This is a genomic window from Massilia sp. Masssp93 (assembly GCF_059491295.1).
In genome coordinates, this window is sequence record NZ_CP168502.1 from 5,683,714 (window position 1) to 5,703,651 (window position 19,938).

20 protein-coding genes are annotated in these 19,938 nt (G+C 65.9%); 7 read left to right on the plus strand and 13 right to left on the minus strand.

What is annotated here, in order from left to right; all coding sequences use genetic code 11:
• Positions 1–79 precede the first annotated feature (79 nt).
• The 3 genes from ACEN9Q_RS23635 to ACEN9Q_RS23645 all read right to left on the minus strand — a co-directional run bounded on the left by ACEN9Q_RS23635 (position 80) and on the right by ACEN9Q_RS23645 (position 3,413).
• Entirely contained in the window at positions 80–1,321 is a 1,242-nt protein-coding gene (locus tag ACEN9Q_RS23635; protein WP_495626237.1) for an acetylornithine/succinyldiaminopimelate transaminase, read from the minus strand.
• 220 nt (positions 1,322–1,541) lie between these two features.
• On the minus strand, positions 1,542–2,480 hold the full coding sequence (locus ACEN9Q_RS23640; protein ID WP_495626238.1) for a GlxA family transcriptional regulator: 939 nt from the start codon (positions 2,478–2,480) through the stop codon (positions 1,542–1,544).
• Between the two features lie 18 nt (positions 2,481–2,498).
• Complete coding sequence (locus ACEN9Q_RS23645; protein ID WP_495626239.1) at positions 2,499–3,413, minus strand: DMT family transporter; 915 nt, start codon at positions 3,411–3,413, stop codon at positions 2,499–2,501.
• Between the two features lie 100 nt (positions 3,414–3,513).
• Here ACEN9Q_RS23645 and ACEN9Q_RS23650 point away from each other — a divergent pair, with 100 nt between their 5' ends.
• From ACEN9Q_RS23650 to ACEN9Q_RS23670, 5 genes are all read left to right on the plus strand, one after another.
• Positions 3,514–4,002 carry a MarR family winged helix-turn-helix transcriptional regulator gene (locus tag ACEN9Q_RS23650; RefSeq protein ID WP_082548296.1) on the plus strand — a complete coding sequence of 163 codons (489 nt, stop codon included), beginning with the start codon at positions 3,514–3,516 and terminating at the stop codon, positions 4,000–4,002.
• A gap of 1 nt (position 4,003) precedes the next feature.
• Positions 4,004–4,285 carry a hypothetical protein gene (locus tag ACEN9Q_RS23655; protein WP_056448331.1) on the plus strand — a complete coding sequence of 94 codons (282 nt, stop codon included), beginning with the start codon at positions 4,004–4,006 and terminating at the stop codon, positions 4,283–4,285.
• Between the two features lie 29 nt (positions 4,286–4,314).
• Positions 4,315–5,151, plus strand: a complete 837-nt coding sequence (locus tag ACEN9Q_RS23660; protein ID WP_495626240.1) for an HDOD domain-containing protein — start codon at positions 4,315–4,317, stop codon at positions 5,149–5,151.
• A 200-nt stretch (positions 5,152–5,351) separates the two neighbouring features.
• On the plus strand, positions 5,352–5,870 hold the full coding sequence (locus ACEN9Q_RS23665; RefSeq protein WP_495626241.1) for a porin family protein: 519 nt from the start codon (positions 5,352–5,354) through the stop codon (positions 5,868–5,870).
• Between the two features lie 158 nt (positions 5,871–6,028).
• Positions 6,029–6,982 (plus strand): IS1595 family transposase, encoded by a 954-nt coding sequence (locus ACEN9Q_RS23670; protein ID WP_495626242.1) that lies wholly within the window; start codon positions 6,029–6,031, stop codon positions 6,980–6,982.
• A 427-nt stretch (positions 6,983–7,409) separates the two neighbouring features.
• On the opposite strand, the gene secF is transcribed toward ACEN9Q_RS23670, so the two are convergent.
• The 5 genes from secF to queA all read right to left on the minus strand — a co-directional run bounded on the left by secF (position 7,410) and on the right by queA (position 13,244).
• Entirely contained in the window at positions 7,410–8,432 is a 1,023-nt protein-coding gene (secF, locus tag ACEN9Q_RS23675) for a protein translocase subunit SecF (RefSeq protein ID WP_495626243.1), read from the minus strand.
• Between the two features lie 14 nt (positions 8,433–8,446).
• Positions 8,447–10,339 carry a protein translocase subunit SecD gene (secD, locus tag ACEN9Q_RS23680; protein WP_495626244.1) on the minus strand — a complete coding sequence of 631 codons (1,893 nt, stop codon included), beginning with the start codon at positions 10,337–10,339 and terminating at the stop codon, positions 8,447–8,449.
• Between the two features lie 54 nt (positions 10,340–10,393).
• Positions 10,394–10,672 carry a preprotein translocase subunit YajC gene (yajC, locus tag ACEN9Q_RS23685; protein WP_495626245.1) on the minus strand — a complete coding sequence of 93 codons (279 nt, stop codon included), beginning with the start codon at positions 10,670–10,672 and terminating at the stop codon, positions 10,394–10,396.
• Positions 10,673–11,046: 374 nt separating this feature from the next.
• Positions 11,047–12,186: a tRNA guanosine(34) transglycosylase Tgt gene (gene tgt, locus ACEN9Q_RS23690; protein ID WP_495626246.1), complete on the minus strand. Its 1,140-nt coding sequence runs from the start codon at positions 12,184–12,186 to the stop codon at positions 11,047–11,049.
• A gap of 8 nt (positions 12,187–12,194) precedes the next feature.
• A complete protein-coding gene (gene queA / locus ACEN9Q_RS23695) occupies positions 12,195–13,244 on the minus strand; it encodes a tRNA preQ1(34) S-adenosylmethionine ribosyltransferase-isomerase QueA (protein WP_495626247.1) in 1,050 nt (349 codons plus the stop codon).
• 149 nt (positions 13,245–13,393) lie between these two features.
• On the opposite strand from queA, the gene recG reads away from it, so the two are divergent.
• Entirely contained in the window at positions 13,394–15,478 is a 2,085-nt protein-coding gene (recG, locus tag ACEN9Q_RS23700) for an ATP-dependent DNA helicase RecG (RefSeq protein ID WP_495626248.1), read from the plus strand.
• A 156-nt stretch (positions 15,479–15,634) separates the two neighbouring features.
• Here the strand turns inward: recG and ACEN9Q_RS23705 are convergent, their stop codons facing one another.
• Both ACEN9Q_RS23705 and ACEN9Q_RS23710 read right to left on the minus strand, forming a co-directional pair.
• Positions 15,635–15,907: a hypothetical protein gene (locus ACEN9Q_RS23705; protein WP_056448362.1), complete on the minus strand. Its 273-nt coding sequence runs from the start codon at positions 15,905–15,907 to the stop codon at positions 15,635–15,637.
• A 125-nt stretch (positions 15,908–16,032) separates the two neighbouring features.
• Complete coding sequence (locus ACEN9Q_RS23710) at positions 16,033–16,713, minus strand: DJ-1/PfpI family protein (RefSeq protein WP_495626249.1); 681 nt, start codon at positions 16,711–16,713, stop codon at positions 16,033–16,035.
• Between the two features lie 90 nt (positions 16,714–16,803).
• Between ACEN9Q_RS23710 and ACEN9Q_RS23715 the strand changes: the two genes are divergently transcribed.
• A complete protein-coding gene (locus tag ACEN9Q_RS23715; protein ID WP_495626250.1) occupies positions 16,804–17,781 on the plus strand; it encodes a GlxA family transcriptional regulator in 978 nt (325 codons plus the stop codon).
• Between the two features lie 155 nt (positions 17,782–17,936).
• Here the strand turns inward: ACEN9Q_RS23715 and ACEN9Q_RS23720 are convergent, their stop codons facing one another.
• From ACEN9Q_RS23720 to ACEN9Q_RS23730, 3 genes are all read right to left on the minus strand, one after another.
• A complete protein-coding gene (locus ACEN9Q_RS23720; RefSeq protein WP_056448369.1) occupies positions 17,937–18,248 on the minus strand; it encodes a hypothetical protein in 312 nt (103 codons plus the stop codon).
• A gap of 168 nt (positions 18,249–18,416) precedes the next feature.
• The gene (locus tag ACEN9Q_RS23725) at positions 18,417–19,352 is read right to left on the minus strand and encodes an NAD(P)/FAD-dependent oxidoreductase (RefSeq protein WP_495626251.1); all 936 of its coding nucleotides are present in this window, start codon (positions 19,350–19,352) and stop codon (positions 18,417–18,419) included.
• Positions 19,312–19,776 carry an RrF2 family transcriptional regulator gene (locus ACEN9Q_RS23730; RefSeq protein ID WP_495626252.1) on the minus strand — a complete coding sequence of 155 codons (465 nt, stop codon included), beginning with the start codon at positions 19,774–19,776 and terminating at the stop codon, positions 19,312–19,314. The genes ACEN9Q_RS23725 and ACEN9Q_RS23730 overlap by 41 nt, the downstream gene beginning before the upstream one ends.
• Positions 19,777–19,938 lie beyond the last annotated feature (162 nt).

Here is a 19,938-nt window from a genome sequence, read left to right on the forward strand (position 1 = left end):
GAAACTCCCGACAAAGGCATCGAACGAACGGAACCCGGCCGGGCTGGGGTGCCCCCCTTCCGGCCGGGTGGTGCGGAGGTCAGCCGGCGAGGAACGCGTCGGCGGCCTGGCGCATGAGGCGATCCGCTTCCGCGATCTGCTCGTCCGACACGACCAGCGCGGGCGCGAGACGCACGACGTCCGGACCGGCGATCAGCAGCATCAGGCCGAGCTTTTCGGCGGTCTTGGTGTAGTCCTTGGCGCGGCCCTTGTTCGCCTCGGCCATCGGCAGGCCGATGAGCAGGCCCTTGCCGCGCGGCTTGGTGAACAGCTGCGGGTAATCGACGACCAGCTTCTCCAGATTGGCGAAGATTTTTGCGCTGGCTTCGCGCACGCGGGCGAGGAACGCCGGCTGGTTGATCTGCTCGATCACGTTCAGCGCCACGGTCGTCGCCAGCGGGTTGCCGCCGTACGTCGTGCCGTGCGAGCCGACGGACAGGTGCTGGCCGATCTCGTTCGTGGTCAACATGGCGCCGATCGGGTAGCCGTTGCCCAGGGCCTTGGCCGACGTCAGGATGTCCGGGGTCACGCCCACGTTCATGTAGTCGTACAGCGCGCCGGTGCGGCCCACGCCCGACTGCACTTCGTCGAACACGAGCAGCGCGCCGGTCTTGTCGCACAGTTCGCGCAGCGTTTTCAGGAACTCGATGTCGCCCGGGATCACGCCGCCCTCGCCCTGGATCGGCTCGACGATCACGGCCGCCACGTCGTCGCCGATGGCGGCGCGCGCGGAGGCGATGTCGTTGTAGTTGATGTGGTTGATTTCCGGCGGCAGCGGCTCGAAGCCTTCGGTGTATTTCGACTGGCCGCCGACCGACACGGTGAACAGCGTGCGGCCGTGGAACGAGGAATAGCACGACACGATGCGCGATTTGTGCGGGCCGAACTTGTCGTGCGCGTATTTGCGGGCCAGCTTCAAGGCCGCTTCGTTGGCTTCCGCGCCGGAGTTGCAGAAGAATGCGCGGTCGGCGAACGTCGCTTCCGTCAGCGCGGCGCCCAGGCGCAGCACGGGCTCGTTCGTGTAGCCGTTACCGAGGTGCCACAGCGTGTTGATCTGGCGGGTCATCGCGTCGACCAGCACCGGGTTGCAGTGGCCCAGGCTCGATACGGCGATGCCGGAGGTGAAGTCGAGGTAATGCTTGCCTTCCTGGTCCCAGACGTCCAGGCCCGAAGCGCGCACCGGGACCATCGCGGCCGGCGCATAGGTCGGTACGAGCACCTCGTCGAAAGTCTGGCGTGTGACAGGCCGCGTGGTGACACCCGATTCGAGCTTAGCATTCATGACGTTTTCCTCATCCAAGTAAAGGTTGCGCGGACTCCAGCAGCCGCGCCGAGCGACTCATTATAGAGAAGCCAAACCTTGCCGTTCTTTCCAAACTGCGACAGGCATTTTCATTTTTGGACGAGCAACAAAAAACCGGGGTCAGAGCCCTGATTCTGGAAATGTCGAAATTTTAATATTTTGCGGCGGGAAATTGCCAAAAATCGGGCTCTGACCCCGGTTATTGGCTCAGCTTGCGCTGGCGTTCTTCCCGCGGGGTATTGCCGAACAGGGCGCCGAAGGCAGTGGAAAAATGGGAGCCGGACGAGAAGCCGCACATCAGGCCCACCTGCACGATGGAGTGGTTGGTGTCGCGCAGCAGCTGGCGGGCGCGCTGCAGGCGCAGTTCGAGGTAGTAGCGCGACGGCAGGCTGCCCAGGTATTGCTTGAACAGGCGTTCCAGCTGGCGGCGCGACACGCCAGCCAGCTGGGCGATGTCGTCGGTCGACAGCGGTTCCTCGATGTTCGCTTCCATCAGGGTGACGGCCTCCGTCAGCTTGGGCTGCAGCACGCCGAAGCGGGCCTGCAGCGCGACGCGCTGGCGCTCATCCGGGCCGCGCACGCGGTCCACGCACAGGATTTCCTTGACCTGGGCCTGGACCGTCGCGCCGAACAGCGTGTCGACGAGCGTGAGCGCGAAGTCGATGCTGGCCGCGCCGCCGCAGCAGGTGATGCGGGCGCCGTCGATCTCGTACAGGTGCGGGCTCAACAGGGCCTGGTCGGCGCGCATGTCGACGTCCGGATACAGCGACCACGGCAACGCGGCGCGCGCACCGTTCAACGCGCCCGCCTCCGCGAGCCACAGCACGCCGGCGCCGACTCCACCCCAGACCGGCGCCGCGCGGCAGCGCGCGACGAGGGCGCGCAGGTTGGCGGGACGCAGCCCGGCCTCGGATTCGTCCGCGACGAGCAGCACGAGGTGCCACAGGCGGTGGTCGGCCGTGAATTTGTCCGGACTGCGCACGTCCACGTGCAGGCGCCCGGGCCCCAGCACCTTGGCCGCCAGGCGCAGCGGCTGCACGAGGCCGGACCACGTCAGCGCATCCGGCTCGCCGGCGTGCACGAGCAGCACGCGCAGCGGTGCCTCCTGCGCGAGGCGGGACAGTTCAAGGTGCGGCATCGGAACGAACAGGGATCATTACTCGGGGGCGAGCGCGGCGGCCGGCCGGCTTTCGGCATTCCATTGACTGACTATCATACCGGAGATCAACAATGCCGCGCCGAGCCAGCCGCGGCCGCCCATCGCCTCGCCCAGCCAGAAATACGCGAAGAACGCGGCGCCGCCGGGCTCGAACGCATAGATGACGGCCGCCTCGTTGGCGCTCGTGCGCGCCTGGCCCCAGGCCTGCATCGAGATGATGGCGGCCGTGCACAGCACGCCCAGATAGGCGAAATTCGGAGAATAACGCGCGAGGCCGTGGCCGATGTAGGTCCAGTAATTCGCGGCCTCTTCCATGCCGACGGCGCCGCGCGGCACCTCGCGCACGAACAGCCACAGCGCGGCGCATACGGCGACCGTGCCGATCTGCGCGGCCGTCACGCTCATCAGCCGGATCGCCCGGCGGGTGTAGATTTCCATGACCTTGATATAGGTGCCGAACGTGAGCGCGGCCAGCAGCGCGAGCGTGTCGCCGCGGCCCCAGCCACCGCCGCCGTCCCAGCACAGGGAGACCAGTCCCAGCACCGCGAGCAGCAGCGCGGCGACGATGCGGCGCTCCGGCAGGCGTCCTCCCAACAGCCCCAGCAGCGGGACGACGAGCACGTTCAGGCCGCAGATGAAGGCGTTGCGGTTGGACGTGGTCAGCGCCAGCCCCTCCACCTGGAACAGGTAGCAGAAGAACAGCAGCACGCCGAGCGTCGCGCCCAGCGCCAGGTCGGTGCGCCGCGCGCGCCACAGGAAGGGCGACAACAGCAGCGCCGCGATGACGAAGCGGGTCAGGATGATCCAGACGGGAGAAAAATAGACGGTCAATTCCTTCATCGCGGGGAACGTCGTTCCCCATACGAGGACGACGACGACGAGGGCAAGGAGGCCGCGCAGATGCTGGGTCATGGAGCGTTCAATGTTGTCTAGCAAGATTGCTATGGTAACGGGGCCGAACGCAAAACGCGAAGCGCTGGGGCCTGCCCGCGCTGGCGGCTATAATCGTTTCATGGGTGAACGATATCTGAAGAGTGTGCGCCTGCTGGCCGAATGCCTGCAAGGGTTCGAGCGCTTCGTCGCCGAACCGGTGCGCCGGCATGGGCTGACGCATCCGCAATTCGACATCATCGCCACCCTCGGCAACACGCCCGGCATGACCTACAAGGAACTGGGCGAGCGGACCCTGATCACGAAGGGCACGCTGACCGGCGTCATCGACCGCCTCGAACGGAAGGGCCTCGTGGAACGCGTGCGCAAATGCGACGACAGGCGCTCGTTCCGCGTGTGCCTGACGGCGGCCGGCGATGCCCTGTTCCATAATGTGTTTCCGGCCGTGGTCGCACACGGCAAGCAGCTGTTCGCCGATTATGGCGACGGCGATTTCGAACAACTGGACCACGCGCTGCGCCGCCTGCGCACCCGGCTCGACGCGCCGGACCTGGCGGCGCCGGCGCCTGGCGAACACCGGGCGGGGCACGTCCCCGCCGACGAAGGATGACATGAAGACTGCACTGCTCGAAGGTAAAAAGCCCCCTCATTTCGACAAACACATCATCGGCAACCTGCTGCTCGACGTGGCCCCGCCCGCGGAAGTCCGCGACGAGCCGATGCTGATCGGGGTGCGCAACGACGCCGGCGAGATCTATCGCCTGATCGGCGCCGCCACCCTGAACAGCTTCATGAACGCGGTCGAGGAGCTGTTCGACCTCGGCCTCATCGACGAGCTGCAGGACACCGAGGAACAGAAAGACGGCTGCGACGCCATCTTCAGCGAGCCCTGACGAGCTGCCCGGGGGTATAATTTTTTCCCATGGACAGAATCGACGCCCTCAAGAGCATTGCCGCGCAAGCCGGGCGCGGCGACCTCCACTTCCCGACCCATGTCGACGCGACGCTGAAGCTGCAACGCGCGCTGGCCGATCCGGCGTGTCACATCGACGAAGCGGCGCGCCTCGTGCAGACGGAGCCGCTGCTGGCCGCGCGCACCGTCGCCATCGCCAACTCGGCCGCCTATAACCGCTTCGGCAACGACGTCACCAACGTCAAGGCAGCCGTGGCGCGCGTGGGCTTCCGCACGCTGGGCGCGCTGGCCGCGGCCGTCATCGTGCGCCAGCTGGCCAGCGAAATCCACGACCCGGCGCTGCGCGCCAAGGCCGACCAGCTGTGGCTGCACTCGACCCACGTGGCCGCGCTGTCGCAGGTGATCGCGCGGCGCGTCTCGTTCGTCGATCCGGAAACGGCAATGTTCGCCGGCATCGTGCACGAGGTCGGCGGCTTTTATCTGCTGTCGCGCGCGCCCGAATTCCCGGGCCTGCTGGACGGCGGCGCCGACGAGTGGATCGAGCATGGCGAGACGGCCATCGGGCGCGGCGTCCTGCTCAAACTGGGCGTGCCGGCACCCGTGATGGGTGCCATCGAAGCGCTGTGGAACGGCATGCGCGCCCTGCCGCCGGAAACCCTGGGCGACACGCTGCTGCTGGCGAACGACCTGGCGCCCGTCCCGTCGCCCCTGCTGGAACGCGATCCGGGCGTTCCCGGCGTGCAGGTCGGCGCCACCATCGACTTCGCCGTGGGCGAAGGCACCTTGACGGCCATCCTCCAGGAATCGGAGGATGAAGTGAAAAGCCTGACGGCCGCGCTGGCCTGAATCCCTCTTTTACCTGTTCCCCGGCCGGCCGCCCTTGCGCGGCCGGCGTCGCTTCGTACATATGTGACTTTTCAGTCACTTACTTTCATCTTGTTACACTCCTTACCGATTGAGAACTTCTCTTAGGGAAACACGGTGCTATCTTGGCCATATTGCGATTCACGACGAATCGCGAGCCCGAGAACACTAAGGAGTGAACCATGAAGAAACTGCTGCTCGCATTGCTCGCCACTTCCGCCGTCGCCGGCGCCGCCGAGGCCCAGACTACGACGCCGCACGCCTACATCGGCGTGGGCGCGGCCACGGCCGACAACCAGACCACGGACAGCTACAAGACCGGCGCCAAGGTCTATGGCGGCTACCAGGTCGACCAGAACTGGGGCGTGGAAGCCGGCTACACCGACTTCGGCAAGGAAAACAATGGCGCCGGCAACGTCAAGGGTTCCGGCACCTATGTCGCCGGCAAGTACACCGTGCCGCTCGGCGACCGCTTTTCCGGCTACGGCAAGCTGGGCGTGGCCTACAACGAGCGCAAGTTCGACAACGGCCTGGGCACGCACGTCAATGACTACGACACCGGCCTGTATGGCGGCGTCGGCGTCGAATACAAGCTGAACGAAAAGCTTGCCGTGAATGCCGAGTACGAGCGCTATGGCAAGGACAAGGCGTTCGGCGCCAAGGCTGACGTGTACACCGTCGGCCTGAAATACGGTTTCTGATTCCCCTCCCCGGACCCGGCAACGGGTCTGCTGCACCGGACGTCGTCTTTGCGCAAGCAGGGGCGACGTTTTTTTTGGCTGTGTTCGCGTTCGTTATGTGAACTGAATCTGGTTGCAGATGTCATACGCATCGTCGAGTTAACTCATGAGGAGTGACGATGCGCGGCCTACCCTTCGACGAAGTGCTCAGCCTGTTGTCGGCGGCGCAGCTCTCGGCTGCCGACCTGGTCCGGCTGCGCGAATGGATCGCGGGCCTCGCGCATCCGGCCGAATGTATCGCCCTGATCGAACAGGCCGCCAGAGGCCGGCCGTGTCCGCGCTGCGGTTGTGGTCGCGTACACCGCTGCGGCCAGGCGAGCGGCCTGCAACGTTTTCGGTGCCTCGCCTGCGGACGCAGCTATAACGCCCTGACCGGCACGCCGCTCGCTCGTCTTCGCAAGAAAGAGTGCTGGCTACCGTTCCTACAATCCATCCTCGAATCGCGCACGGTGCGCGACGCCGCGCGTGTGACCGGCGTGCACCGGACGACCAGTTTCAGGTGGCGCCACCGGTTCGTGCCCGGCGCGATGCGCGACCGTCCTCCGATATTGGCGGCCATCGTCGAGGCGGACGAAACCTATCGCCTCGAATCTCAGAAGGGTTCGCGCAACCTGACACGACCGCCGAGAAAGCGCGGCGGCGTGGCCTGGCGACGCGGGATCAATCGCGAATACGACTGCCTCCTCGTCGCGTGCGACCGCAACGGGCAGACGCTGGACTTTCACACGGGCCGAGGACAAGTGACGGCCGCGCAATTGCATGCGTGCCTCAAGCCGGTATTGCCGGCCGACGTGTTGCTGATCAGCGACGGGGCCGCGGCGTATCGTCGTTTCGCCGTGCAAGCGCAGATCACGCACGAGGCCGTGAACGTGAAGGCCGGCGTGCGGGCGCGCGGCGCGATCCATATCCAGAACGTGAACAGCTGGCACAGCCGCTTCAAGAGCTGGCTGGTGCGCTTCCGCGGCGTCGCAAGCCGCTACCTCATCAATTATTCGGGCTGGCAACGGCTGCTGGATGCGCGGCGGCTGACGACGCCCGCGCACCTGCTGTGCGCTGCGGCCCGGCTCGGCTAGGGCGGCTGCGCTCGGTTACCTAAATATCGCGAACACAGCCCAAAAAAACGCCCGCTCCGAAGAGCGGGCCAAGTCCAAAACTAGGGATGTCCTGAAAGAGACGAGTCCATCTTAGTTCCCGCCACCCTTGTCCTCTGTGCGGTGACTCACATTTTGTTAAATCTTCCTACTCATCTGTAAAAAATCCTATGCAGGCTGGGCGAAAGACAAAAAAAAACCCGCTCCTTGCGGGAGCGGGTGAAGTCCAAAACTAGGGATGTCCTGAAAGAGACGAGTCCATAGTAAGGCAGCCTTAAGTGAACGCTCTGTGCGCTGCTTCACACAAAGAAAAATCTTTTATATCAATGCGATGCCGTATTGATCCGCCCCATAAAAACAAAAGCCGCCACGGCCAGGCCGGGCGGCTTTATCGGGGGAACGATCGCGATTACACGACGGCGCCGTCCGTTTCGTCCTTCGCCTTGATCGGCTTGATCAAGTCTTCGCGCTTGACGCCCAGCCACATGGCAATGGCGGCCGCCACGAACACGGACGAGTAGATACCGAACAGGATACCGATGGTCAGCGCGACCGCGAAGTAGTGCAGCGTCTGGCCGCCGAAGAACAGCATCGACAGGACCATCATCTCGGTACAACCGTGGGTGATGATCGTACGCGAGATGGTGCTCGTGATCGCGTGGTCGATGACTTCGGTCACGGCCAGCTTGCGCTCCTTGCGGAAGGTCTCGCGGATCCGGTCGAAGATCACGACCGATTCGTTGACCGAGTAACCCAGCACGGCCAGCACGGCGGCCAGCACGGTCAGCGAGAATTCCCACTGGAAGAAGGCGAAGAAGCCCAGAATGATCACGACGTCGTGCAGGTTGGCGATGATCGCCGCCACCGCGAATTTCCATTCGAAGCGCACGGCCAGGTAGATCATCACGCCGATCACGACCATGACCAGCGCGTTCAGGCCGTTCTGCGCCAGCTCGTCGCCGACCTGCGCGCCAACGGAATCGACGCGCTGCAGGGTCACCAGCTCGGTGCCGGCCGCGTTGACGCAGCTGGTCCGGGTGACGTTTTCGCCCTTGTCGGTGGTCTGCTGCACCTGCTTCGGCGTACCGTTTTCCGCCGTGCACAGCGCTTCGAACACGGTCGACGAGGCGGCCACGCCGGTGGTGCCCTTGCGCACCGGCAGGCGCAGCATGACGTCGCTGGCCGTGCCGAAGCTGGTCACCTCGGGCTGTTCATAGCCCAGTTTTTCCAGGCTGTGGCGGATCTTTTCCTGGTCGGCCGCGTGGGAGTAGCGCAGCTCCATCGTGGAACCGCCCGTGAACTCGACCGAGAAGTGCAGGCCCCGCGTCGCGAGGAAGAACACCGCGGCGACGAAGGTCAGCGCCGAGATCACGTTGAAGATCAACGCGTGGCGCATGAACGGGATGTCCCGTTTAATCTTGAAAAATTCCATGTTCTACCCGCTCCTTATTTCTTGACGGCCGGCTTGGCGCCGGCGCCGACGGCGCCGCTGTTCCACACGGTGCCGATGGCGATCCTGCCGAGCTTCTTCTTGCGGCCGTACCACAGGTTCACGACGCCGCGCGACAGGAACACGGCCGAGAACATCGACGTCAGGATGCCGAGGCAGTGCACGACGGCGAAGCCGCGCACGGCGCCCGAGCCGAACACCAGCAGCGCCAGGCCGACGATGAGGGTCGTGACGTTCGAGTCGAGGATGGTCGCCCACGCATGGCTGAAACCGGCCGAGATCGCCGCCTGCGGCGTGTTACCCGCACGCAGTTCCTCGCGGATGCGCTCGTTGATCAGCACGTTGGCGTCGATCGCCATACCGAGCGCCAGCGCGATTGCGGCAATACCCGGCAGGGTCAGGGTCGCCTGCAGCATCGACAGCAGGGCCAGCAGGAACAGCAGGTTACAGGCCAGCGCCACGACGCTGAAAAAGCCAAACAGCTGGTAGTAGATGACCATGAAGATCGCGATCGCCACGAAGCCCCACAGGGTCGAATGCAGGCCCTTGGCGATGTTCTCGGCGCCCAGCTGCGGGCCGACGACGCGTTCCTCGACGAATTCCATCGGGGCCGACAGCGCGCCGGAGCGCAGCAGCAGCGCCAGCTCGGCGGCCTTGGCGGGCGTGCCCAGGCCGGTGATCTGGAAGCGCGAACCGAGCTCGCTCTGGATCGTCGCGTTCGACAGCACGGTGTACTTGCCCTTTTCCTTCAGCAGCACGGCCATGCGCTTGCCGACGCGCTCGCGGGTCGCTTCGCGCATCCTGCGGCCGCCGTCGCCGTTCAGGTCGAGGCTGACGGAAGGCTGCTGGTTCTGGTCGAAGCTGGCGGTGGCGCTCGAAATGTAGTCACCGGTCAGGAAGACGTCCTTCGATACCACGGCCGGCGCGCCCTGGCCCTGCGTGAACAGTTCCGAATTCAGCGGGATGGCGGCGGACAGTTCGGTACCCGGGGTGACCGATTCGTCGACCATGCGGAATTCCAGGGTCGCCGTGCGGCCGATGATGTCCTTGGCGTGGGCCACGTCCTGCACGCCCGGCAGCTGGACGACGATGCGGTCGCGGCCCTGTTGCTGGATCACGGGCTCCGTCACGCCCAGCTCGTTGATGCGCTTGCCGAGGGTCGAGATGTTCTGGCGGACGCCCTCTTCCACGACGCGCCGCAGCGCTTCCGGCTTGAGCGTGACGATCAGCTTGAGGTCGGTGCCGTCGGCGGCATCGGCGAAGGCGAGGTCGGCGTTCTGGCGGGCCAGCACGTTGCGGGCCTGGTCGCGGGTGGCGGCGTCGCGGAATTTGATTTCGATGCGATCGCCCACGCGGTCGATGCCGGCGTGGCGCACGTTGGCGTCGCGCAGCTGGCTGCGGGCCGCGGCCTGGATGCCCTTGACGCGGGTCTCCAGCGTGGCCTTGGCGTCCACCTGCAACAGGAAGTGCACGCCGCCGCGCAGGTCGAGGCCGAGGTTCATCGGCTTGGCGCGCAGCTTCTCCATCCACACCGGCGTGTTTTTCACCAAGTTGACGGTGACGATGTAATCGGGGTCGGTCGGGTCGCGGTTCAGATCGCGCTCCAGCGCCGCCTTGGCCTTGAACTGGGCATCCGGCGTCGCGAAACGGGCGATGACGGCGCTCGAGTCGCCGGATCCTTCGAGGCCCACGTTGTCGGACACGATGCCGTCACGCTTCAGGGCCTCGGCCACCTGGGTGACCGTGTCGCTGTTGACCTTGACCGTCGCCTTGCCGGTCGTGACCTGCAGCGCCGGCGATTCGCCGAAATAGTTGGGCGCCGTGTACAGCAGGCCGAGCAGCACTGCCACAAGGATCAGTATGTATTTCCAGAGGGGGTAACGATTCATGATGTTCCAGCGTTCAGGATCGGGCGGGAAGCGCGGCGCGAAGCCGCGGCCGGATTACAGGGCCTTGAGCGTACCCTTGGGCAGGAGCGCAGTCACGGCGTTCTTTTGCACCACCACTTCGGTACCGGCTGCCACTTCGACCGTCACATAGGTATCGGTGACACGGGTCACGCGGCCCAGCATGCCGCCGACGGTGATCACTTCGTCGCCCTTGGCCAGCGCCTCCATCATGGATTTCAGCTCTTTCTGGCGCTTCTGCTGCGGACGGATCATGAGGAAGTACATGACCACGAACATCAGGATCAGGGGGGCGAACGTGGTGAGGTTACCCATCAGACCCGGTTCGGCTGCACCGGCGGTTTGCGCGTACGCGTTGGAAATGAACACAAGGACTCCGATTGTATGAATGTGAAAAAACAAGCGCTGTATTCTAGCACCGGCAAACTGTCAACAGCCAGTTTCCGGCCATGTGGGCTTGGCATGCCCGAATGCAAGACGTTATCGGAAATTTAATTTGACGGCATCGCCGCCGATATGTGGGTCGCATATTGCCGAGGCGGGCACCCCGTGCCGGCCAATCGCATGCGGCTCGAACATCGATGACCGTAGGGTGGGCACCCCGTGTCCACGAACCGCATGCGTCAACGCGACGTCATGGTGGGCACAGGGGTGCCCACCCTACGGCCATGACAACGCAGCCGGGGATATCAGACGCCCCGCGCGCGGTCCGCGTTGAATGTCAACCGGAACTCATGGAATCGATCCGCATCGATCGCATCGCGGATCTCCTGCATGAGGTTCAGGTAGTAATGCAGGTTGTGGATGGTATTCAGCCGCGCCCCCAAAATCTCCTTGGACCGGTGCAGGTGATGCAGATAGGCGCGCGAAAAATTCTTGCAGCAGTAGCAGGAACACGTCTCGTCCAGCGGCGCCTGGTCGTCCTTGTAGCGGGCATTCTTGATCTTGAGGTCGCCGAAGCGGGTGAACAGCCAGCCGTTGCGGGCGTTCCGGGTCGGCATCACGCAGTCGAACATGTCGACGCCGTTCGCCACGCCCTCCACCAGGTCTTCCGGCGTGCCGACGCCCATCAGGTAGTGCGGCTTGTTTTCCGGCAGGCGCGGGCCGATGTGTTCCAGCACGCGCATCATGTCTTCCTTCGGCTCGCCCACCGACAGGCCGCCGATGGCCAGGCCCGGGAAGTCGATCTCTTCCAGGCCCGCCAGCGATTCGTCGCGCAGGCGCTCGTACATGCCGCCCTGGACGATGCCGAACAGCGCGTTCGGGTTCTCGCCCTGCCTGAATTCGTTCATCGAGCGCTGGGCCCAGCGCAGCGACATGCGCATCGACTTCGCCGCCTCTTCCGCCGTGGCCGGACGGCCGTCGATCTCGTACGGCGTGCACTCGTCGAACTGCATGACGATGTCGGAGTTCAGCGAGCGCTGGATCTGCATCGAGATTTCCGGCGACAGGAACAGGCGCGAACCGTCGATCGGCGACGCGAACTTCACGCCCTCTTCCGTGATCTTGCGCATCGCGCCCAGCGAAAACACCTGGAAGCCGCCGGAGTCGGTCAGGATCGGCTTGTCCCAGCCCATGAAGCCGTGCAGGCCGCCGAACTTGTCCATGACGTCCGTGCCCGGGCGCAGCCACAGGTGGAAGGTATTGCCGAGGATGATCTGCGAGCCCACTTCCTTCAGCTCGTTCGGCGCCATCGCCTTGACGGAGCCATAGGTCCCGACGGGCATGAAGATCGGCGTCTCGATGGTGCCGTGGTTCAGTTTCAAACGGCCGCGGCGGGCGTGCGAGAGGCCGCTCGTGTCTTTCTTGAGGAGGGTGAATTCGAGCATGTGTAATGTCAGTTCGTTGCCGGGGCCGCGCGCGAGTGCGTCGTCAAAAGCATCGCATCGCCATAGCTGAAGAAGCGGTATTCGCTGGCGATCGCGTGCGCGTAGGCCTTGCGGATTTCATCGTAGCCGGCAAAGGCCGAGACGAGCATCATCAAGGTCGACTTGGGCAGATGGAAGTTGGTGATCATCCGGGTGACCGTCTTGAAAAGGTAGCCCGGGGTGATGAACAGATTGGTGTCGCCGCTGCCCGCGACGAGGGTGCCCGACTGCGACGCCGATTCCAGCGCGCGCAGCGACGTCGTGCCGACCGCGACGACATCGCGTCCGGCGGCGCGCGCGGCGCGCACGGCGTCGACCGTCTCCTGCGGGATCGTGTACCACTCGCTGTGCATCTTGTGCTCCGCGAGGTTTTCCACGCGCACCGGCTGGAACGTGCCGGCGCCCACGTGCAGCGTGACGTAGGCGATGCGCACGCCCTTGGCCGCGACCTTGTCGAGCAGCGCCTGGTCGAAGTGCAGGCCGGCCGTCGGCGCGGCGACGGCGCCCGGCTCTTTCGAGTAGACGGTCTGGTAACGCTGCTCGTCGAAGTCGTCGGCGTCGTGCTCGATGTACGGCGGCAGCGGCAGGCGGCCGTGGGCTTCGATCAGGTCGAACACGTCGCCGTCGAAGTGCAGGGTAAAGAATTCACCGGCGCGCTCGCCGACGCCGACCTCGAACGCATCGGCCAGGCGGATGCGCGAACCGGGCTTCGGCGACTTCGATGCGCGCACCTGCGCGAGCACGGTGCGCGGGTCCAGCACGCGCTCGACGAGCACCTCGACCTGGCCGCCCGTGTCCTTCTGGCCGAAGAAGCGCGCCTTCAGCACCCGGGTATTGTTCATCACGAGCGTGTCGCCGGCCTGGAGCTGGTCGACGATGTCGGCGAAATGACGGTCGGTGATGCGGTCGCCGTCCAGCTGCAGCAGGCGCGACGCGCTGCGGTCGGGCAGCGGCACCTGGGCGATGCGCCCGGGCGGGAGGTCGAAATCGAAATCGGAGAGGGAGTACGTTTTGCTCATCTGGGAAAAACTCGGCGTGGCGCCTTACAATATGGGCTACAGCGTGCGGCGAACCCATTATTTTACACCCGGTTTCCGGACTGAGGGCGCAGGCCATAACCGTTATGCCCAAATCCTGATAAGCCGACAACACGCGCCAACGAACCGCCATGCCAGCCACGAATGCCAAACCGGCGGCCAAAGCCGCAGCCAAGACAGCACCGAAAAGCATCGAAAGCAAGCTCGCCAAGCTCGGCCTGCGCACCGACATGGACCTCGTCCTGCACCTGCCGATGCGCTACGAGGACGAGACGCAGATCGTGCCCATCCGCGAAGCCTGCCTGCGCGGCGGCCACGTGTCGCAGGTCGAGGGCGTCGTCACGAAGAATGAAATCGCCTATAAACCACGGCGTCAGCTGCTGGTGACCATCGCCGACGACACGTCCGACATCCAGCTGCGCTTCATGAATTTCTACGGCAGCCAGGTGAAGCAGCTGGCCGAGGGCACGCGCGTGCGTGCGCGCAGCGAAGTCCGGCACGGCTTCTTCGGCGCCGAGATGGTCCACCCGGTCTACAAGATCGTCAACGAGGGCGCGCCGCTGCCCAATTCCCTCACGCCCGTGTACCCGTCCGGCGAAGGCTTGTCGCAGACGGTGCTGCGGCGCGCGATCGCGGACGCGATGAAACGCGTGGACTGGACCGATACCGTGCCGCGCGCCGTGCGCGAGCGCCTGAACCTGGCCGAGTTCCAGCCGGCCGTGCGCCTGCTGCACTATCCGCCGCCGGACGTCGACGAGCACGCGCTGACGGAGCGCTCGCACCCCGCGTGGACGCGCGTAAAATTCGACGAGCTGCTCGCGCAGCAGCTGTCGCTGAAACGCGCGCAGGAGGCGCGGCGCGAAAAAGGGGCGCCGGTCCTGGGCGCGGTGGGCGCGCTGTCCGAGGCGTTCTTGAAAGCCCTGCCGTTCAGGCTGACCAATGCCCAGCAGCGCGTCGTGGAAGAGATCCGCCGCGACCTGCGCGCGGACTACCCGATGCAGCGCCTGCTGCAGGGCGACGTCGGCAGCGGCAAGACCGTCGTCGCGGCCCTGGCGGCCGCGCAGGCCATCGACAGCGGCTACCAGGCCGCGCTGATGGCGCCGACGGAAATCCTGGCCGAGCAGCACTTCCGCAAGATCGCCGCGTGGATGGAACCGCTGGGCGTGAAGGTCGCGTGGCTGACAGGCAGCCTGAAAAAGAAGGACAAGACAGCGGCCAGCGAGATGGTGGAGTCGGGAGAAGCCAACCTCGTGATCGGCACGCACGCCCTCATCCAGGACACCGTGCAGTTCGCGAAGCTGGGCCTCGTGCTCGTCGACGAACAGCACCGCTTCGGCGTCGGCCAGCGCCTCACCCTGCGCAACAAGGGTTCCGACGGCCTCGTGCCGCACCAGCTGATGATGTCCGCGACGCCGATCCCGCGCACCCTGGCGATGACGTATTACGCCGACCTGGAAGTGTCCATCATCGACGAGCTGCCGCCGGGCCGCACGCCCATCGTCACGCGCGCGATCGACCAGAACCGGCGCGACGAAGTGATCGAGCGCGTGCACGCGGCCGCGCTGGAAGGCCGGCAGGTCTACTGGGTCTGCCCGCTGATCGAGGAATCGGAAGCGCTGCAGCTGCAGACGGCCACCGAGACGTACGAGACGCTGGCGGAGGCGCTGCCCGACCTCGTCGTGGGCCTCGTGCACGGGCGCATGAAGCCTCTCGAGAAGCAGGTGATCATGGATGCGTTTTCCGCGGGCGACGTGCACGTGCTGGTGGCGACGACGGTGATCGAGGTGGGCGTGGACGTGCCCAACGCGTCGCTGATGGTGATCGAGCACGCGGAGCGCTTCGGCCTGTCGCAGCTGCACCAGTTGCGCGGCCGCGTGGGCCGCGGCTCCGCGGCCAGCGCCTGCCTGCTGCTGTATCAGAGCCCGCTGGGTCCCGTCGCCAAGCAGCGGCTGATGACGATGCGCGAGACGACGGACGGCTTCGAGATCGCACGGCGCGACCTCGAAATCCGCGGTCCCGGCGAGTTCCTGGGCGCGCGCCAGTCGGGCCAGGCCATGCTGCGGTTTGCGAACCTGGAGACGGACCAGTGGATCGTCGAACAGGCGCGCGACGTGGCGGCGTGGCTGCTCGGGTCGGACCGGCCCGAGCTCGAGGCGATCGTCGATGCGCACCTGTCGCGCTGGCTCGGTGGGCGCGAAGAGTTTCTCAAGGTCTGAGCCAAAACGTCGTCACGCGCACCAAAACCCCATCCGCGCGCATCAAAACGTCGTCCCCTCCACCAAAACGTCGTCCCCGCGCAGGCGGGGACCTAATGTCTGCGGCCGTGCACGCAAACTTCGGCCCCCGCCTGCGCGGGGCGACGGTGCGATGACTTACTTGCCCGCCATCGGCGCCGTCGAATCGGCCGCCGCATCCTTCGCTGCGTCCTTCTGCTCGGCCTTGGCAGCGGCCTTCTTGTGATGCTTGGCCTTCTTCACGTGCTTCGTGGCCGCCTTGGCTTCCTGCTTCTCGTGCGTGGCTTCGGCCTTGGCGACGGCCGGCGGCGTGGCCGAATCCGGCGTGGTCGTCGGCGCCGGGGCCGGGGTTTGCGCGAAGGCGGCGGTGGCGAACAGGCCGGCGATCAGGGCAGCGATGGTGTTTTTCATGATGAAGGGTCCTCGGTAGTTTTGGATTTGAGTGATGCACGTTTGCGTGTCACTTGTGCCTGAAAACGGCCCACCCCGCTCCCCTGTTGACGCGATTTACAAATGCTTACGCGCCTGACAAGCGCTTACAGCTCGACCATTGCCGCCATCGCCGCTTCGACCTGCGCCAGCCGCGGCGCCATCGCGGCGCGGTAGCGTGCTACCAGCGCCGGGCCGGCGCCCTCGGGCGAGCCGGCAGCGAACGGCGGCTGCGGATCGTATTCGAGCGCCAGCTGGATCGTGCGCGCGACGTCTTCGCCGGCCAGTTCGGCCGCCAGCGCGAGACCGAAGTCGATCCCTGCCGTCACGCCGCCGCCGGAGATCCGGTTGCGGTCGCGCACGATGCGTTCCGCCACGGGCACGGCGCCGAAACGCTCCAGAAACGGCAACCACATCCAGTGGCAGGCGGACCGATAGCCCGCGAGCAGGCCGGCCGCGCCCAGCACGAGCGAGCCGTTGCACACCGACGTGACGTAGCGCGCGTGTTCTCCCTGGCGGCGCAGGAAGGCCAACGTGTCGCCGTCGCCGAACAGGCGCTCGATGCCGAAGCCGCCGGGCACGCACAGCACGTCCAGCGGTGGACAATCGGCGAAGGTGGCCGTCGGGTTGATCGTGAAGCCGACGTCGGTCGGCACCGGATCGCGCGTCTTCCACACGAGGTGCACCTGCGCGCCAGGCACGCGGCCGAGGACCTGGGCGGGACCGGTCAGGTCGAGTTGGGTCACGTGGGGGAACAACAGAAATCCGATGTGCAGCGCATTACTCATGGCAGGCTCCAGTTCGTCGATGAAGGATGACACCATTCTAGGAAGCGGCTAGCATTGGCAGCAATGTCAAACTTGTGCCGAATCCTGCCAATGTCTTCCAAACCTCGCCCGGTCGCCCTGATCGCCTTCGACGGCGTCCAGGTGCTCGACGTCACCGGCCCGGCCGCCGTGTTCGGCGCCGCCAACGACGCCGCGGGTTACGCCTTCTATCGCCTGCACATCCTGTCGCCGCAAGGCGGCCCCGTGACCAGCAACTGCGGCCTCGCGGTCGTCACGGCGCCGCTGGCCAGCGTCAGGCCGGGCGCGCTGGACACCGTGCTGGTCGCCGGCGGCAGCAAGCGCGGCCTGCGCGCGCTGGCGCAGGATGCCGCCGCGCAGACGTGGCTGCGGCGCGCCTGCGCCCGCGCGCGTCGCTACGGCTCCGTGTGCACGGGCGCCTTCGCGCTGGCGGCCTGCGGCCTCCTGGACGGCAAGCGCGTCGCCACGCACTGGGAAGCGACGGACATCCTCGGCCGCACTCATCCCGGCGTCGAGGTCGACGCGAACGCGCTCTACGTCGAGGATGGCAATGTGTGGACGTCGGCCGGCGTCACCACCGGCATCGACATGTGCCTGGCGCTCGTCGCGCGCGACCTGGGCGACGCCGTCGCCAACGCGATCGCGCGCCGCCTCGTCCTGTATGCGCGCCGCCCCGGCTACCAGTCGCAGTTCAGCGCCGTGCTGGCGGCCCAGGAAAAGGCGGACAGCCCGTTCGCGGCGCTCGTCGACTGGGTCCGCACGCACCTGGACGAACCGCTGGACGTGGCCGCCCTCGCCGGGCGCGCCGGCATGTCCCCCCGCACCTTCCACCGCCGCTTCACGGACGCGCTGGGCGAGACGCCGGCGCGCTTCGTCGAGACGCTGCGCCTCGACCACGCGCGCGACCTGCTGTGCACGACGCTGGCGCTGAAGACGGTCGCGGCGCAGACGGGTTACGCGACGCCGGGGCAGCTGTCGAAAGCGTTCGCGCGCCGCTTCGGCGTCAGTCCCGGGCTGTTTCGCGCGATGCAGGGCGACGCGACCGCGTGAAAAGTTCCGCCCCCGCGCAACGCGGACGCCATCCGCTTCCCGGGCGGCGCACTGGCGGCGCGGGCAGGCACGCGCTAAAGCCCGGCATCCGCCGGCGACAAGCACGCAAAAAAAAGCCCGCATCGCGCGGGCTTCGTGAAGCAGGAACGGCGGGCTTATTTGGCGGCGACGGGCGCTGCGGCAACGGTCGTGTCCTTGCTGTCCTTGGCGGCTTCCGTCTTCGCGGCGTGGTGCTTGGCCTTGTGCTTGGCGTGCTTCGCGCTGGCCTTGGCTTCCTTCGCATCGGCCTTGGCGGCCTTCGCGTCGGCCTTTGCTTCCTTCACGTCGGCGCTGGCGGCGACCTTGGCGTCGGCCTTCACGGCGGCGGGCGTCGCGGCGGGCGTCGTCGTGGCGGCAGGTGCCGGGGTCTGGGCGAAAGCAGCGGTGGCGAACAGGCCGGCGATCAGGGTAGCGATGGTCTTTTTCATGATGGAGAGTCCTTGAAGTTTGTCGGGGCAGGTGCACGTCGTTTGCGTGTCACTTGCTCCTGAAACGCGGCCGGCCGGATGGGTGTTGACGGGCTTTACAAATGCTTACCGTGCTGACAATCGCTTACAAGCCTTGGCGCGCGAGCCAGGTGGCAGAGGTCGGGGGACCTACGCCGCCTGATTTAATTCCGCAATCAATGAACGATGCGTCGCAACGCCGGCCATCGCCCCGTCGGCGACGGCCAGCGCCACGCTGCCGGCCGCCCGTGCCATGTCGCCGCAACAGAACACACCGGGCACATTGGTCGCCTTCATTGCGTCGGTCGCCACGAATTCGCCCATCGGGCCGGCCTCCATGGCGCAGCCGAGCTGCCGCGGAAGCGCGCCGGCGACCGTCGTGCGCGGCACGACGAACAATCCGGTCATCGGCAATCGCCGCCCGTCGCGCAGCACGACGTCGGCTTCGCCGTCGATCCGGGCGACCGGCGCCGCTTCGAGCGTGACGCCGCGCCGGGCTAGCGCTTCGTGCTGCGCATCGCTCGGCGTGAACGCGTCGTTCAGGAAGAGCGTGACGCGGCCCCAGTCAGGCAACATCAATGCGTGATGCATCGACAGCTCGCCCGTGGCGAGCACGCCGATATCGCCTTCATCGAGCTCGTAGCCGTGGCAATACGGGCAGTGGAATACGCTTCGCCCCCAGCGCTCGGCAAGGCCCTCGATACCGGGAAGCGTATCGGTGACGCCCAGCGCCAGGACCAGGCGGCGTCCGCTGACGGTCCCGCCGTCGCTCAGCGTCACCTCGAAATACTCGCCGTCGCCGGTGGCCGACATCGCCGTGTCGCTAGCCCAGGCGACATTCGGATAGGCCTGCAATTGCGCCCGCCCCTGCGTAGCGATGGCTGCCGCTTCGCTCCCGTCTTGCGTCAGGAAGCCATGAGAATGCTGGGCGAAGCGGTTGCGCCGCCGCCCCGCATCGATGACGAGCACGTTGCGGCGGGCACGCGCCAGCTGCAACGCGGCGGACAAGCCGGCGTAGCTGCCGCCGACGACGATAACGTCGAAATCAGCCTGGTTTGGGGACGTGTGCATGATGCTGTTCTCCATGTTGGGCGTACTGCGCATCGAAGCGCTCAGCCAGATCGGCCAGCGTGACGTCGGCAAAGCGGCTGACCAGCAAGGCTTCCGCTTCGTCGAAGGCGCTGCTCAGCGACTGGTTGACGACTTTCTCGACCAGGCACTCGGGATGCTCTACGCGATTCCCCATCGCGAACACCGTCGGCGAACCGACGCTCACATAAATGTCGTGCAGCGTGAGGTTGCGCAGGTCCGCCGTGATCACCCAACCGCCGCCATGGCCTTTTTCGGAACCGACATAGCCACGTTCCCGCAGCCCGGCAAGCGTACGTCGCACGAGTACCGGATTGGTCTGCAAGAAACCCGCCAGTTCCTCGGAGGTGAGCGGCCGTTTGCTGTGCGCCATGTGCAGCAGCAGGTGGAGGACGGAAGAGAGTTTACTGTCGCGTTTCATGTAACTTATGATAGTACATGAGCGCTTTGGGCGCAACAGTCGATTGCCATGGTCGCGTGGACCGCATTGTCGACAGCGCAGGCGTGATGTTGCTTTCCCGGTTGGAAGCAAGTTAGTGCGCCTGATAAAACCTCTTGCTTGTCCTGACAGAAACCGCACCGT

Bases quoted from the DNA above. Each gene is read 5' to 3' on its own strand.
- ACEN9Q_RS23635 (WP_495626237.1), bottom strand. From the start codon at position 1,321: ATGAATGCTAAGCTCGAATCGGGTGTCACCACGCGGCCTGTCACACGC.
- ACEN9Q_RS23640 (WP_495626238.1), bottom strand. From the start codon at position 2,480: ATGCCGCACCTTGAACTGTCCCGCCTCGCGCAGGAGGCACCGCTGCGC.
- ACEN9Q_RS23645 (WP_495626239.1), bottom strand. From the start codon at position 3,413: ATGACCCAGCATCTGCGCGGCCTCCTTGCCCTCGTCGTCGTCGTCCTC.
- ACEN9Q_RS23650 (WP_082548296.1), top strand. From the start codon at position 3,514: ATGGGTGAACGATATCTGAAGAGTGTGCGCCTGCTGGCCGAATGCCTG.
- ACEN9Q_RS23655 (WP_056448331.1), top strand. From the start codon at position 4,004: ATGAAGACTGCACTGCTCGAAGGTAAAAAGCCCCCTCATTTCGACAAA.
- ACEN9Q_RS23660 (WP_495626240.1), top strand. From the start codon at position 4,315: ATGGACAGAATCGACGCCCTCAAGAGCATTGCCGCGCAAGCCGGGCGC.
- ACEN9Q_RS23665 (WP_495626241.1), top strand. From the start codon at position 5,352: ATGAAGAAACTGCTGCTCGCATTGCTCGCCACTTCCGCCGTCGCCGGC.
- ACEN9Q_RS23670 (WP_495626242.1), top strand. From the start codon at position 6,029: ATGCGCGGCCTACCCTTCGACGAAGTGCTCAGCCTGTTGTCGGCGGCG.
- secF (WP_495626243.1), bottom strand. From the start codon at position 8,432: ATGGAATTTTTCAAGATTAAACGGGACATCCCGTTCATGCGCCACGCG.
- secD (WP_495626244.1), bottom strand. From the start codon at position 10,339: ATGAATCGTTACCCCCTCTGGAAATACATACTGATCCTTGTGGCAGTG.
- yajC (WP_495626245.1), bottom strand. From the start codon at position 10,672: ATGGGTAACCTCACCACGTTCGCCCCCCTGATCCTGATGTTCGTGGTC.
- tgt (WP_495626246.1), bottom strand. From the start codon at position 12,186: ATGCTCGAATTCACCCTCCTCAAGAAAGACACGAGCGGCCTCTCGCAC.
- queA (WP_495626247.1), bottom strand. From the start codon at position 13,244: ATGAGCAAAACGTACTCCCTCTCCGATTTCGATTTCGACCTCCCGCCC.
- recG (WP_495626248.1), top strand. From the start codon at position 13,394: ATGCCAGCCACGAATGCCAAACCGGCGGCCAAAGCCGCAGCCAAGACA.
- ACEN9Q_RS23705 (WP_056448362.1), bottom strand. From the start codon at position 15,907: ATGAAAAACACCATCGCTGCCCTGATCGCCGGCCTGTTCGCCACCGCC.
- ACEN9Q_RS23710 (WP_495626249.1), bottom strand. From the start codon at position 16,713: ATGAGTAATGCGCTGCACATCGGATTTCTGTTGTTCCCCCACGTGACC.
- ACEN9Q_RS23715 (WP_495626250.1), top strand. From the start codon at position 16,804: ATGTCTTCCAAACCTCGCCCGGTCGCCCTGATCGCCTTCGACGGCGTC.
- ACEN9Q_RS23720 (WP_056448369.1), bottom strand. From the start codon at position 18,248: ATGAAAAAGACCATCGCTACCCTGATCGCCGGCCTGTTCGCCACCGCT.
- ACEN9Q_RS23725 (WP_495626251.1), bottom strand. From the start codon at position 19,352: ATGGAGAACAGCATCATGCACACGTCCCCAAACCAGGCTGATTTCGAC.
- ACEN9Q_RS23730 (WP_495626252.1), bottom strand. From the start codon at position 19,776: ATGAAACGCGACAGTAAACTCTCTTCCGTCCTCCACCTGCTGCTGCAC.